The 14,867-nt window shown below is 46.5% G+C and carries 9 protein-coding genes and 1 pseudogene; 4 read left to right on the top strand and 6 right to left on the bottom strand.

Annotation, left to right across the window (positions count from 1 at the left end):
- The first annotated feature begins 105 nt into the window (after positions 1–105).
- The 3 genes from QUB64_RS16275 to QUB64_RS16285 all read left to right on the top strand — a co-directional run bounded on the left by QUB64_RS16275 (position 106) and on the right by QUB64_RS16285 (position 3,521).
- Entirely contained in the window at positions 106–783 is a 678-nt protein-coding gene (locus QUB64_RS16275; protein WP_333271676.1) for a DUF2459 domain-containing protein, read from the top strand.
- A gap of 207 nt (positions 784–990) precedes the next feature.
- Positions 991–1,764 carry a 1-(5-phosphoribosyl)-5-[(5-phosphoribosylamino)methylideneamino]imidazole-4-carboxamide isomerase gene (gene hisA, locus QUB64_RS16280; protein WP_333271892.1) on the top strand — a complete coding sequence of 258 codons (774 nt, stop codon included), beginning with the start codon at positions 991–993 and terminating at the stop codon, positions 1,762–1,764.
- Between the two features lie 347 nt (positions 1,765–2,111).
- Entirely contained in the window at positions 2,112–3,521 is a 1,410-nt protein-coding gene (locus QUB64_RS16285; protein ID WP_333271674.1) for a cation:proton antiporter, read from the top strand.
- Between the two features lie 310 nt (positions 3,522–3,831).
- Here QUB64_RS16285 and QUB64_RS16290 read toward each other — a convergent pair whose 3' ends face one another.
- Together QUB64_RS16290 and QUB64_RS16295 are read right to left on the bottom strand one after the other, a co-directional pair.
- The gene (locus tag QUB64_RS16290) at positions 3,832–4,056 is read right to left on the bottom strand and encodes an ADP-ribosylglycohydrolase family protein (RefSeq protein WP_333271672.1); all 225 of its coding nucleotides are present in this window, start codon (positions 4,054–4,056) and stop codon (positions 3,832–3,834) included.
- Between the two features lie 25 nt (positions 4,057–4,081).
- Complete coding sequence (locus tag QUB64_RS16295) at positions 4,082–4,840, bottom strand: ADP-ribosylglycohydrolase family protein (RefSeq protein ID WP_333271670.1); 759 nt, start codon at positions 4,838–4,840, stop codon at positions 4,082–4,084.
- A 117-nt stretch (positions 4,841–4,957) separates the two neighbouring features.
- Between QUB64_RS16295 and QUB64_RS16300 the strand changes: the two are divergent.
- Positions 4,958–7,849 (top strand): annotated as a pseudogene (locus QUB64_RS16300) (two-partner secretion domain-containing protein).
- A 337-nt stretch (positions 7,850–8,186) separates the two neighbouring features.
- Here QUB64_RS16300 and QUB64_RS16305 read toward each other — a convergent pair.
- The 4 genes from QUB64_RS16305 to QUB64_RS16320 form a co-directional block, all read right to left on the bottom strand.
- Positions 8,187–10,361, bottom strand: a complete 2,175-nt coding sequence (locus QUB64_RS16305) for a glutamine synthetase III family protein (protein WP_333271667.1) — start codon at positions 10,359–10,361, stop codon at positions 8,187–8,189.
- A gap of 1,172 nt (positions 10,362–11,533) precedes the next feature.
- Complete coding sequence (locus tag QUB64_RS16310) at positions 11,534–12,145, bottom strand: 2OG-Fe(II) oxygenase (protein WP_333271665.1); 612 nt, start codon at positions 12,143–12,145, stop codon at positions 11,534–11,536.
- Positions 12,146–12,365: 220 nt separating this feature from the next.
- Positions 12,366–14,567, bottom strand: coding sequence for an ATP-binding protein (locus QUB64_RS16315; RefSeq protein WP_333271662.1), 2,202 nt, complete (start codon positions 14,565–14,567; stop codon positions 12,366–12,368).
- A gap of 110 nt (positions 14,568–14,677) precedes the next feature.
- Positions 14,678–14,851: a hypothetical protein gene (locus QUB64_RS16320; RefSeq protein ID WP_333271660.1), complete on the bottom strand. Its 174-nt coding sequence runs from the start codon at positions 14,849–14,851 to the stop codon at positions 14,678–14,680.
- Between the last annotated feature and the right edge of the window lie 16 nt (positions 14,852–14,867).

Consider the following 14,867-nt stretch of genomic DNA (forward strand, 5'->3'; position numbering starts at 1 on the left):
AGGAATGCGAGTCCTTCTTCTTAGGATTATTAAGGACTAAAGTCCTCACTACGAACCTTTTTAAATATAAAATCTAAAAAGCAGATTTGTTAAGCCACGGTTAAAATGAAAAAAAATATACAGCGCTTAGGAATTTTCATCTGCTCTTTTACCGCTTTTCTAATAATTGGGTTTCTCACTCCCACAAAGTGGGGACATTACTCGCAAACAGATTGCACGGTTTCCGTACAAATTTATAACGGAGGCATCCACACCGAAATCATTGTTCCAGTTAAAAATGAATATTTTGACTGGAATCAATATTTACCGCTAACAGAAATAGGACGCGAGGCCGCTTCCGATTATAAATATTTGTCTTTAGGCTGGGGAGACCGAGCTTTCATGCTGGAAACTCCCACACCAGGAAGTATCAACCCAATTACTGGTTTAAAGGCGCTTATTTTCCCTAATCCATCTACCGTACAAGTCCAAGGTTATCGGGTTTTATCCCAAAATTCAGAAACCAAATGTGTTAAAATTAGTGGAGCGAATTATCTGAGGATGGTAAATTTTATTAAAAATACATTCCAATTAGACGCCCGAGGAAATAAAATTAAAATTAGCTACGGCTATGACAAGAACGACAGTTTTTATGAAGCAAAAGACAGTTACTGGATTTTGAGAAATTGCAACGATTGGACGGCAGAAGCTTTGCGAAAAGCTGAGGTCAATACTCCTGTATGGTCAACTCTATCATCATCGATTATGTTTCATTTAAACAGCGGTTGCCAATGTATAGAATAAGTCATTGGTCATTGGTCATTGGTCATTAGTTGGTTGTTATTTGTTATTTGTTATTTGTTATTTGTTACTCGTTTGGGGCTGGCAATAACGAATAACTGATTACCTATGCCCAATGCCAAATGCCAAATGCCCGATGCCCGATGCCCGATGCCCGATGCCCAATTCCCACTTCCCAATTACCAATCACCAATTACCAATTACCAAATTATGAATGTAATTCCAGCGATCGACCTTTTGGATGGAAAATGCGTCAGACTTTATCAGGGAGACTACGCCAAGTCCCAAACTTTTAACGAAAATCCCGTCGAAGTCGCCAGACAGTGGGTAGATGAAGGCGCGACAATGCTGCATTTAGTCGATCTCGACGGCGCCAAAGCCGGTCATCCTGTAAACTTAGCAGCTATTGAGGCGATCGTCCGCGCAGTAGACGTTCCTTGTCAATTAGGAGGCGGAATGCGCGATCGCCCTTCTGTCGCGGCAATTCTCAAATTAGGCGTTCAGCGCGCCATTCTCGGCACTGTCGCCGTCGAACAACCGCAATTAGTCGGTGAATTGTGTGCCGAATTTCCGGGTCAAATTCTCGTCGGAATCGATGCCAGAAACGGTAAAGTTGCTACCAGAGGCTGGCTGGAAACTTCCGAAGTGTTAGCGACAGAATTGGCGCAAAAAATGGCCCAATTAGGGGCGGCTGAAATTATTTACACTGACATTCACCGCGACGGTACTATGGAAGGGCCGAATTTGGAATCCTTGCGCGAAATTGCTAACTCGATTTCGATTCCGGTGATTGCTTCGGGTGGCGTCAGTTCGATCGCAGATTTGTTGAGTTTGTTGGCTTTGGAACCAATTGGTGTCAAAAGTGCGATCGTCGGTAGAGCAATTTATACCGGCGATATCATACTAAAAGAAGCAATTCAAGCAGTCGGACAAGGAAGATGGCAGGATGTACCGCCAGATTTGGGTTCTTCGAGTTTTGCTTGATACAGCAGATTGCAGGTTTACGAGGTACATTCAATATCCCCGTAGGGACAAAGGCTTTCGCCCAAGGAGTGTTAACTTAAGCCTGAAACCGTTGAAAAATATCGTTTTTACCATAGTTCAGATCCCCCTCGCATCCCCCTGATTGTTGGGGGACTTTGATCCTTTTCCGGTTCCCCCCGACTATCCGGGGGGCTAGGGGGGATCTACATTTAATGGTCAAAGAGCAGTCCCTGGCGGTTTTTCGGCTTAAGTTGACACGAAGAAGGGCTCTTGGAGTGTCCCTACTACACTTCATAAATTTAGTCAACAATTAGCGTAGAATCGTCTTTATTACCATCACATCGCTCATGTTTTTGAACCATACAATTACAGCCTTAAGTTCTGGGATGGCATCTCTGGTTGCTCCCATACCTTTGCTAGCAACAGTCGATCCCGAAAATTCGCCGATCGTCCTCAGCGGAGTTTTGCTTAGTTTAGTAGTGATTTATATCGCCAGTAAATTAGGCGCAGAAGTAGCGAGAAACTTCGATTTACCGCCCGTATTGGGTGAATTGGTAGCAGGGGTAATTGTCGGGGTATCTGCTTTACACCTGATCGTTTTTTCCGAAAGCGGGCTGTCAGCTTCAGACTCCGGGATTATGAGTGTTCTGCAATCGCTCAACCATCTATCCCCTGCCGCCCTTACCAGTGTTTTTGAGTCGCAGAGTGAAATCATTTCAGTGATCGGCGAATTAGGCGTAATTATTCTGCTGTTTGAAATTGGCTTAGAGTCCGATCTCAATCAACTAAAACAAGTTGGAGTTCAAGCCGTCGTTGTCGCCTGTGTAGGCGTGGCTGTTCCCTTTGCAGCGGGTACCGTTGGGTTGATGGTGCTGTTTCACACTCCGGCAATTCCAGCGATTTTTGCAGGTGCGGCTTTGACAGCAACCAGCATCGGAATTACCTCAAAAGTGTTGTCTGATTTAGGACAACTGACATCTAAAGAAGGTCAAATTATTGTCGGTGCGGCGGTGATTGATGATGTGCTGGGAATTATTGTCCTAGCTGTTGTCGCTAGCTTAGCCAAAACTGGTGAAATTGATGTTGTTAATGTCATCTATTTGATGGTCAGCGCCACTGTATTTCTGTTAGGTTCGATTCTGTTGGGCGGTGTCTTCGACAAAACCTTCTCGGCGGTGGTAGGTCAACTCAAAACTCGCGGCAATATTATCATCCCGGCTTTTATTTTTGCCTTATTCATGGCATTTCTGGGCAACGCAATTCATCTGGAAGCGATTTTGGGTGCGTTTGCGGCTGGTTTGGTGTTGGATAAAAGCGATGCGCGCACAGAGTTGGATGAATTGGTGAAACCCATCTCCGATGTAGTTGTGCCCATCTTTTTTGTGACGGTGGGAGCACGGGCCGATTTGGGAGTTTTGAACCCAGCGATACCGGACAATCGGGCGGGTCTTTTAATCGCTGCTTTCTTGATTGTGGTGGCGATTATTGGCAAGATTGTTACAGGTTGGGTGGTGTTTGGTGTTCCCGGAATCAATCGATGGGCGATCGGAGTTGGGATGATTCCTCGGGGCGAAGTCGGGTTAGTGTTTGCCGGAATTGGTTCGGCGAGTGGGGTTTTGGATAAACCGCTGGAAGTGTCGATTATTATCATGGTGATTCTGACGACATTTTTGGCGCCGCCGTTTTTGCGGATTGCTTTTGGCGATACGGTAGTACCTCCTGCTAGCGGGGAAACTGCGAGCAAGCAAATTGTTTGATTGAGGGAATTTGAGTTCAGGGCGATCGGCTGATTTGGAAACACAAATAGGGTTTACGCAACTGTCACACTCCTATCGACTTGTAGGGTGCGTCAGACGAATTTCTAGAATGATTATCGAGGAATTCGGTTCTGACGCACCTTACTATATATGCCCGTTGCGTCCAGGACTGACAAATACAGTACCCAAATCCCCGACTTCTTAAAGAAGTCGGGGAGCTTACAAGGAAGAATGAAGAAACTTTTAAATACTAATTTTCGACTGACAATGCCCAATTCCCAATTCCCAATTCCCAAGGCCCAACTTGATATTACAATTTGATTTTCAACTGATAACAATTGTCAGCGAGTTGAATCAGTTCCCCCAAACCCCAAGTCTCCCGATCGGTCAAAAGTTCCGTTAGTTGCTCCGGGATGGCTTCTAGGCCCAGAAATGCCCCGCTGATGGCACAAGACATTGCTGCGGTCGTATCTACATCGCCACCGACAGCGATGCTAGTGCATAGAGTTTCCCAGTAATCTTGAGGTGTTCTCAAAAACGCATACAAACTCCACAAGACGCTACCAACTACAAAAGGGGAAATTCCTTGCCAAGATCGATCGATCGTAGTTTAACGGTAGTCCAGCTCTAGAAATCAACTCTACGGCTGCTTCTGGGGGCAATTTCACCCACTCAATCAAATCTTTCAGCAAAGTGGCAAAGGAAGAATCGACTTCTCCTACCCAGTCGCTCAGTTGGCCGAGAAATGCCTCAGTTTCAATCATGTCAGATTGAATGGCGATCGCCACAGCCCCGGCAATTGCCACAGCACCCGCACCACAGCGCGAATCTTGATGGGTGATGCGCCCTTGATCGCAAGCAGCTCGTACAAGCTGGGATGGGTCATCGTAGAATATTAAGCCGATCGGCGCTGCCCTCATCGCACTGCCATTACCAGCACTGGGAGCAGGAGTACCGGCTTCTTGCCAAGAAACGCCCCGGATCAAGCGGTTTGCAGCTTCTTCAGTCGATCGACCCCGCCCGACAATGCGCTCTTGAGCGAAAATGTCAGCGATACGATTCGCGTAGTCGCTGGGGTCGAATTCGCCACAAGCGAGGTAGCTTTGGAGGAGTTCGCGGGCGAGTTGGGAATCGTCAGTATATTGACCAAAAGGAAAGCCGAATCGATCGCGATCTTTGATTTTTTTAAGTCGAACTTCGTAGCTGACAAAATTTTGGCAAACTTCGGGAGGATAGCCTTCTACTCTACAGCCTATAGCGTCACCGAGGCACTGACCGATCAAGCAGCCTCTAAATTGTTCTAGACGCGGTACAATCATTTATCTGGCTTTAATTATGTGTATCTAATCTTATGTTAAATCCCCGACTTATTTAAAAAGTCGGGGAGATGAGTATTCTATTTGTTTATTTCCCATAATATCTGGAGCAATTTAACTATGCCTCGCACATCTTCCGCCCTATTTTTTGCTTTATTACTGTTGTTTCCTTTCCCCACCCTCGCTCAAATCGTCCCCGATCGCACTTTGGGAACAGAAAACTCCCGCACAGTTTCCGACAGTATCAATAACTTACCATCAGACCGCATTGAAGGCGGTGCAACTCGCGGCCCTAACTTATTTCACAGTTTCCGCGAATTCAACGTCGGTGAAGGACGCGCTGCTTATTTTGCCAATCCAAACGGCATTTCTAATATTTTTACCCGCGTCACAGGTGGCAATCCTTCCAATATTTTAGGAACATTAGGAGTACAACGAAACGCCAACTTATTTTTCCTCAATCCCAAAGGAATTATCTTCGGGCCCAATGCACGGTTAGATTTGCGCGGCTCATTTATCGGTTCGAGTGCTGATAGTATTGTTTTTAATAATAGCTTTGAATTTAGCAGCGCGAACCCCAGCCAAGTGCCGTTATTAGCAATTAATATTCCTGTAGGTTTGAGATTTCGAGACAATCCCGGTAGAATTGTCAACTCTTCGCAAGCAATTGGCCCCACACCAACCTTACCGCCACTTACCGTAGAAATTCCTGTTTCTAACAAACTTGGTTTAGCAGTAGACCCCGGTCAAACTTTAGCATTAATTGGTGGAGACATCCAACTGCCAGGAGGAAATTTAACAGCTTATACTGGACAAATTCTTCTGGGTAGCGTCAAGAGTCCAGGTTTAGTGCAATTTGAACCAACAGCTTTAGGTGTGAATTTAAACTACAGCAATATTCAGAACTTCGGCAATATTGAAATGAACGGTGCTTTTATAAATACCAGTGGCTTAGGAGGTGGAAAAATTGACATCAAAGGTTCAAACGTCACTGTCAGCAGTTCGGGAATTTATAGCCTGACACTCTCGAATATTGATGGCAGAAGTATTGATATTAATGCCCAAAACTTGCGAGTAGATAAAGGGTCGCAAATTCTCACCGCCACACTGGGAGATGGGAAGGGGAACAATTTAAACATCCGCGCTACTGACTCAGTAGAAATGAGCGGGCTGGGAATTGAAGGCTATCTGCGGATTTACAGCCAATATCTAGCCTCTGGATCGTTCAACCCTTTTGACCCGCAAATTATGCTGAGTGCTGGTACTACTGGTAGTGGAGCCGCTGGAAATATTAACATTGACACCGGACGGCTGCTGCTGCGCGATGGGGCACTGGGCGGTACCAGTACCTTTAGTGCTGCAAATGCCGGAAATCTGAATATCCGTGCTAACACCGTCGAATTGATCAGCTCAGTGCTCAACAGCGGCACAACTCGCGGAAGTACCGGCCAAGGCGGAAGTATAACTGTTGACGCACAACGGTTAATGATGCGCGATGGCTCAAATCTCGTCACCATCAGCCGTAGTGATGGAGCATCGGGGAATATCGCGATTAAAACGAATGAATCTGTAGAATTGTCGGGGAGTCTGGGTGGAGTTACGGCGCAAACTACTCTGGCTACTAGCTCTTTCGATGGGAATGGGAAAGCTGGGGATATTACGATCGACACTAAGCGGCTGAGTGTTTCGGATGGAGCTGTAATTACTTTATCGACGGGTGCGATTTTTGGTGAAAGCGTGTTTTCTAGGAGTGGGGGGGCCGGAGGAAATTTAACTGTCAGAGCGTCAGAGTCGATCGAAGTGAGTGGCGAATCGGGAGTTTTGGGGACTGCGGGCTACAGGCTTAGTGTGATTGGCTCTGAAACTTCAAGCTTTAGTCGGGGTGGAGAGATCCGCCTCTCTACACCCAGGCTCACTCTGCGAGGTGGGGGCGTTATTACTGCGGGTTCTTTGAGTGCAGCAGATGCGGGAGATATTACGATTAATGCCGATCGTCTAGAAGTGCAAGGTATCGCGAGTAACGGTGGCTTCAGAAGTAAAATTGAGGCTTCCACTGGCAAAGCGTACACTGTTGTCAATCCCAACGCTACGGGGAATGCAGGTTCGCTAAATCTGAACGTTAATCAATTGATTGTCCGGGATGGAGCCACAGTCAATGTTGAGGCTTTGGGAACGGGAAGAGCTGGTAATATTAATGTGGTTGCAAACTCGATCGCCCTGGATAACAAAGCCAGCATTGATGGTACAACTGTATCTGGTACTGGGGCAAATATTAATCTGCAAGCACAAAGCATTCAGTTGCGGCGCAATAGCAGAATTACGACCGATGCAGGTATTTCTGACAGTGGAAATATCAGAATTAACAGCGATATTTTGGTGGCTCTACCGCGATAAAATAGCGACATTAAAGCTAGTGCTCGCACGGCTAGGGGCGGGCAAGTTGCGGTGAATGTCCCGAATATCTTTGGTTTTACGAGCGTTAATCGCGAAACAGCTAGAAGCAGTTTAGGATTGACTGATGCTGAATTTGCCAACTTACAAGTAAATCCAACTTCTTTAATTCCCACGAGCGATATCGCCGCTATTTCGCAACAGGCTGGCCCGGCTTTGCAAGGGGCAGTAACCTTTAGCACTGCTGGTATCAATCCGGCTCAAGGATTGGTAGAATTGCCGCAAAATGCGATCTCTCCAGATGCGTTAATTGTGGCTAATCCTTGCACTCAAGGGGCGGGAAACGAGTTTACTATTACTGGTAAAGGAGGAGTACCTGCGAACCCAAATGATTTGCTCAGCAGCGATTCTACCCAGTTTAGTTGGGTGGAACCAGCCGTCGGTGGAAGTCAGAATCTACAGGCTACAAAGGCAGAAATAGAAATTCAGCCGCAGCCAGTGATTCCGGCTGGAGGTTGGGTGATGGACGATCTAGGTCAAGTAACCCTTGTAGGGTACAATTCAACGGCTCAAGCGCGGCAGCGCCAGAGGCGAGCTTTGCCTGTTTGCCCGGAGCGCTGAAATGCTTTATTCTCCCTCTGCGTTCTCTGCGGTTAAATCATCGCCATGCAGGAAACGACATAAAAGGACACTCCAAGAGCCTTTCTTCGTGTCAACTTAAGCCTGAAACCTTTGATAAATATCGTTTTTACCATGGTTCAGATCCCCCTCGCATCCCCCGGATAGTCGGGGGACTTTGAGAAGAATCTTGTCCCCCCCGACTATCCGGGGGGCGCCGGGGGGATCTAGATTTAATAGTCAAATAACAGTCTCTGACTAGGTTTGACCTTAAGTTGACACCAAGAAAGGCTCTTGGAGTGTCCCGACAAATCTCGCCCGAAATTAACCAGGTTTGCGATTACTTAACAAACAGCATTTCTTGATAAGTAGGCAGCGGCCACAAATCATCAGCCACTTCAGCTTCCAAAGCATCAACATACTGACGAACCTCATCCATCAAAGGACGAATGGTTTGCGAAGCATACTGCATATGCTCTTCAGTTGTAGCAAAATCGTGCTTGCTCAAAGCATCACTCAACTTGCTCGCAGTATCCATCATCGACTTAACCAGCGTCGCGACTTTTTGAGCAGTTGCCTTTTCGAGTTCAATGCCAATCTCTTTCAAGCCAGCAATCGTGCTGGAAAGATCCGACAAATATCTCACCGCTGCGGGATAAATGATGGTTTTGGCAATGCTTCCGACCAGTTTTGCTTCGACTTCAATAGCCAGCAAATACTGCTCTGCATACACATCAAAACGGCTTTCCAATTCAACCGGAGTCAGAACGCCTGTCTTGGCAAACAAGTCTTCAATGTATCCTGCTTTCAATACCGGCAAAGCATCTGCGGTAGTCCGCAAGTTAGCTAAACCCCGTTCCTCAACAGCCATTTTGTGCCATTCTTCAGAATAGCCGTTGCCACCAAATACCACGGCGCCGTGCTCGTCCATCACTTCTTTCAAGAGTGTTTGGATGGCAGCATTCAAGTCAGTTCCTTTAGCCAAATCGCTTTCTAATTTGTTAGCAACCCAGTCCAAAGAATCGGCAAGAATTGTATTCATCGCCACCAGCGGGCCGGAAACAGATTGACCGGAACCTACTGCACGGAATTCAAAGCGGTTTCCTGTAAAGGCAAAGGGTGAAGTCCGGTTTCTGTCGCCGGCATCTTTTACGAAAACAGGCAGTGTTTCTACGCCTAAATTCATGATTCCCCGATTTTGGGAACCCTTAATTCCTCCCTGGCGAATTTGCTCGAAGATATCTTCTAATTGCGAACCCAAATAGACAGACATAATCGCTGGCGGAGCTTCATTTGCACCCAAACGGTGGTCGTTGCTAGCAGTTGCAACTACCGCGCGCAACAAGGGGCCGTATTTGTGAACGCCGCGAATCACTGCGCCGCAGAACACTAGGAATTGTACGTTAGAGTGGGGTGTATCGCCGGGGTCTAACAAGTTGCCTTGGGTGGCGTTACCGACTGACCAGTTGACGTGTTTGCCGGAACCGTTGATTCCTGCGAAAGGCTTCTCGTGCAGCAAGCACATAAAACCATGTTTCTTCGCTGTGTTGCGCAGAATTGTCATGGTTAATTGTTGGTGGTCGCTGGCGACGTTTGCTGCTTCAAAAAAGGGTGCAATTTCAAACTGGCCTGGTGCTACTTCGTTGTGGCGAGTTTTGGCAGGAATTCCCAGGCGGTACATTCTTTCTTCTACTTCTTGCATGAAGACTTGAACGCGCTCTGGAATTGCTCCAAAATAGTGGTCGTCAAATTGCTGACCTTTGGCAGGAGGCTTGCCAAACAGGGTGCGACCTGCTAATAACAAATCGGGGCGGCTGTTGGCGAAGTTGGAATCGATCAGGAAGTATTCTTGCTCGGCACCGCAACTGGAATTTACGGGAGCGACTTCGGTATTTCCTAACAGCTTTAAGACTCTGGTTGCTGCTTTGTTCATGGCAGCAATGGAGCGCAAAAGCGGGGTTTTCTTGTCTAGAGCTTCACCTGTCCAGGAGATGAAAACAGTGGGAATGCACAATGTCATGCCGTTGTCTGTTTCCATGACATAGGCGGGGCTGGTGACATCCCAGGCTGTGTATCCGCGAGCGGCTGCGGTGGAGCGAATGCCGCCGTTGGGGAAGGAGGAACCGTCGGGTTCGCCTTGTACTAGCAGTTTACCTGCAAATTCTGAGATGACGGAACCGTCGCTTTGGACGGAGATGAAACCGTCGTGTTTTTCGGCGGTGCTGTTGGTTAGCGGGTAAAATACGTGGGCGTAGTACAGCGCGCCTTTGGAAATAGCCCAATCTTTCATTGCTACTGCAACTACATCGGCTACGGAAGGATCGAGTGTTGTACCTGTTTGAATGGTATTTTTTACTGATTTGAAAATGCTTTTGGGCAGGCTTTCTTGCATTTTGCTCAGACTAAACACGTCTGTTGCCCACATTTCTTCTAACCGCTTGGGAGGCTTGGCAGGAGTTATTTGGCGGTTGACGATTTGAGAAATTGCTTGAATGCGCGATTCGTTTCCACTCATGGTTATTTTTATGGGTATTAGGGACAAGTAGCTGTGAAAAAATATAGGTTAGTGCAGGTCTAACCGTTGACGAATATGTTGGATTTAGCAACATTTTTAGTCCAATACGGTTGACTTAAGAAACAGAGGCGCGTGCCGGCCTTAATACAGTCGATTATTTCATGAATTATTCACCGGCACCCGCCCGTACCACAATCTGGTTGACTGAAGAAATTCGTCAAAAAGCCTATTTGTCAACCGTATTGATTTTTAGTCTCACCTAACTTTTTGGAGAATGCCTTGTTTGGCAGGCTCTCAAAGATTGGAGGAGCGAGGCGGAATCTCTTCGCCGTCCGTGTTGGTGAGAATCCGGTGTTCCATAGATGCGGTTGGATTTCGATTATTACCAAGCAAATAGATGACTGGATACTGTACTAACTTGAGTCAACATGATAGATGTCGGCGCTGCACAGATTTAGTAGCTAATTTTCGCCCGGGTCAGCTCAAAAATTTTGTGCGAGTTAATTCCGATGAATTCTGGTCAAAACTACTTATGGTTTTTAATGGTTCGACGATCGATAAATCGCAGTCCAGCAAACAACGCACTCGTTTAGGGTTTTGGAGAATTATCGAGAGTACACAATCTACACTTGGAAAGTGTAAACAATCATTAAGGAAATAAATGTATCGTAGGCTACAGAATTTTAATTTTTTCTGAAGGGGCGATCGCCCGGAGCGCAGATAACGGCCGGATTTGAGTTGTAGGGTGCGTCAGCAGCGGTGGGACGGGCCGAAGATCCCATCCCACAATTATCAAGATTAGATATTCTCTATTCATTGCTTTGGGACGGGCGAGACGCCCATCCCACAATTATCAAGATTACAGGTTATCTATTCATTGCTTTGGGACGGGCGAGACGCCCATCCCACAATTATCGAGATTACAGGTTATTTAATTCTCATTCCAGTTGTAGGGTGCGTCAGCAGCGCGTTATTTTATCCATAATTGACGGTTCAAAGCTGACGTACCATACTAGCTCATCTCATGTCCGTTGAATTGCGCGCGATCGAATTTTGTCGCGTGGTGGGGGCGGGTTTATAGATATTGTTGGTTTGAGTCAAAGTTTTTTGGTTAACCCGCCCCTACAAGTATTGTGGCTAATTTACGGAAGATATCAATTATCAAATAAACGTCACTTCGTTTTTGCTTTCGCCGCCCGAGACTCGATTGTGAATCCGGGAATATCTTGCAATTCTGTGGCGCTCAAACTGTACTGTTCGCACACCAAACTTAAGCGAGTACCGCTACTTTTTACGGCGTTGACTGAGTGTGTCAAATCTCCTTGAAAATAGATCAGCGAGTTGGCTTGTGGCTTAATCTGTCCGACTTGCTGTTTGTGGCGCCGCAGTATCAACTCTCCGCCTTGCAAGTTTGGGGGTACTTGTACGTACAAAACGCTGACGGCTGCGGGAGGTTCGACGGTTTTGCAGTACGATCGCAAAGATCGATCGATATGCGGATCGACACGGGAACCTTCAGCCAGCAGTAGGGGATTGAGGTAAAAAGCGTTGCATTCAGGCTGTAATGCTCGGTCTAGGTAGGGTTTGAACAACGGGAAGCGGCCCTCTACTTCGGCGATTTGGGCGCGCTGGAATACTACGGAAAAGCCTTTTGTGCCGATGAAATCGCGGTTGAGGTTGTTGATGGCAAAATAAGGTGAAGCGAGAATTGCTCCTCGCAAGTCGTTGAGATAGTCGATCGAGAAAGCGTTAGGATGTTGGCTGTAGTATTTCAAGGCGCTCAAAAATCGTCAAGGTTAAATGGGATTGCTGCGTTGCTCGCAATCATATGATATCGTAGTTTGCGATCGCCCCAAATACACAACATGGCAGTGCCGTTTCCCTACGAGTATCTGAGGTTTGTGGTTAGATGAAATACAAGACTGGACACTGTGGCGTTTTGCGATCGATCGAAAAATTATGCAATAAGTATAATAACGTCTTCCTTCAGCTTAGCTACGACAGTCATTTTTTATGTCGTATAGGAATTTTAATCGCCAACTCTGTTCCCTCATTCACAGTAGAGAAACACTCCAGTTTTCCGCCATGTTTTTCAGTAACAATTTGATAGCTAATTGACATTCCCATTCCCGTTCCTTTGCCAACAGGTTTAGTTGTGAAGAAAGGATCGAAAATGCGTTGTTGGATCTCTTTCGGTATACCCGCACCGTTATCGGCGATCGCAATTTCCACCCACTCGGCATCGATTACAGAGGTGGCGATCGTAATTTGACGGGGATTGTCTTTAATTTCCTGGTAATTCCGGCGAGCATTCTTCTCTTCCAAGGCATCAATGGCATTGGAGAGAATATTCATAAACACTTGATTCAGCGGGCCTGGATAGCACTCGACTGGCGGTAAATTTGCGTAGTTTTTGATCGTATGAATTTCCGGTCTTTCTGAGCGAGCTTTGAGGCGGTGTTGCAAAATCATCAAAGTGCTGTCTAGCCCTTCATGGATATTGACAGATTTAAGATCCACTTCGTCGGTACGGGAAAAATTGCGGAGGGAAAGCACAATGTTCCGAATGCGATCGGTGCCCAGTTGCATGGATGAAAGCATTTTGGGCAAATCCTCTTGAATAAATTCTAAATCAATTTCTTCGGCTTCGCTTTGAATTTCATTCACCGGATTTGGATAGTGTTGTTGATAGAGTTGCAAAAAAATTAACAAATTCTGGGTGTATTCTTGGACGTGAGTGAGGTTTCCGTGAATAAAGCTGACGGGGTTGTTAATTTCGTGGGCAACTCCAGCCACCAGTTGTCCCAAACTAGACATTTTTTCACTTTGAATTACCTGGGCCTGGGTGCGATGCAATTCCTGTAATGCAGTTTTGAGATCGAGGGTACGTTCTTCTACTCTTTCTTCTAGTTCTGCATTGCTGTTTTCCAAAGCGATAAAAGATTCGCGCAATTGCTCTCCCATGTGGTTAAAAGAGCGGCCGAGAATATTGATTTCTGCGATGTTTCCTGGTGCGACTGTCTGTTCTAAATTGCCGGATGCGATTGCTTTACTTGCCTGATTTAAGCGTCGGATGGGATGGGCAATCCAGCGGGAGGTGAAAATGCCGATCGACATTGCCCCAGCCAGCGCCCCAAAACACAGCAGAATCGTGGTTTTGGTGTTGGCATAAATCTGTGCCATGAAGCTGCTTTCCGGGATGCAAGTTACTACCAACCAGTCCAACCCGTATTTGTCGCGCCAGGGCGCAATATGTACGTGATATTTTTCTCCTTGAAAATCGAGGTTCAGTTTTTGAGTGTTGGTAATAGTATGAAAGTCGGGAATCTGTTGCTGAATCTGCTGCGCAATACTCCGTACAACCGGGTTAGCACTGTCGGTGGCTTTGAGGCGCTTAATTTGTTTATTTGCTACGACAAAAGGCTCCTCCTGGGAGGAATTGGCAATCAACATTCCATCGCGCTCCATAATAAACACTTGGCCGGAGCGACTGACATCTAAGTTTCGCAAAAATTCGCTGAGTTTTGATAGATGAATATCTGCCGCCACCAGGGCAATCAGTTTTTTGTTGTCATCATAAACTGGACGAGCTGCTGATGCTGCAATGTAGGGAGGATAGCTGGGATCGTAAAATGTAAAAATCGGAACCCACATAGGTTTTCCTGCTTTCACAGGTTCAATATATGTAGGCTCGTTGAGGGTGTCCCAAGGACTTGTAGTCAAAATGCGAGTCCGGTTGCCATGGCTGTCGGTGGAGTAAGTGGTATTATTGTTGGGGAGGCTTGGAGTTCTGGTTGGTATATCGTCAATGGTGACAGTATGACCATCGTAGCGGGAAGCTCCTGCTGCTTCCCCGTTGGGAAGGTTGATGCTGATGTAGCTCAGATCGTAGGCTTGCATTTGATACCAGAAGTATTTGCCTTGAGTTTTACGATCGCGCAAATCGAGCAATCCCATACGAATGATATTGGCATTTAGCTGGCTGACTTGCTGCGGAATCGACAGATAGCTAGTCAAATGCTGATCTACCTCACCGCTGGTGCGCTTCATTAGCTGTTCACCTAGATCCTGAACAGCTTTCTCGCCATTTTTGAAGGATAGGTATCCCACGAGTCCAACAGCGCCAAAAACTTGCAGCACGAAGGGAACAATCAGGACAAGCTGCAACGGGAATGCGCGGGCTTTGCTGGATGAATGTTTTTTCATGAGTTGTAAATCGGGAATCTAACACGACAGCTACAACTCCAGCTTGCAGCAAATTTTGCCGATCGTCAAAAAGTCCCTCTATCAAATTATTTCCGAACCAAATAACCATCCTAAGACTGGTTTGTAGTGAGGACTTTAGTCCTTCTATAGATGCGGACTAAAGTCCTCACTACAAACCTTAGCTTTTGAAAGATAGGTTTGAGGATTTGCGGGCGCGTGCGATTTTTGGCTTGCAGATTCCAAACCGTGCGATCGCCAGAGTCTTGAGTTATAGTCGATCGCATAAGCTACTTTAAGATC

The organism is Microcoleus sp. Aus8_D2, from assembly GCF_036702665.1.
In the GTDB taxonomy this organism is placed as follows: domain Bacteria; phylum Cyanobacteriota; class Cyanobacteriia; order Cyanobacteriales; family Microcoleaceae; genus Microcoleus.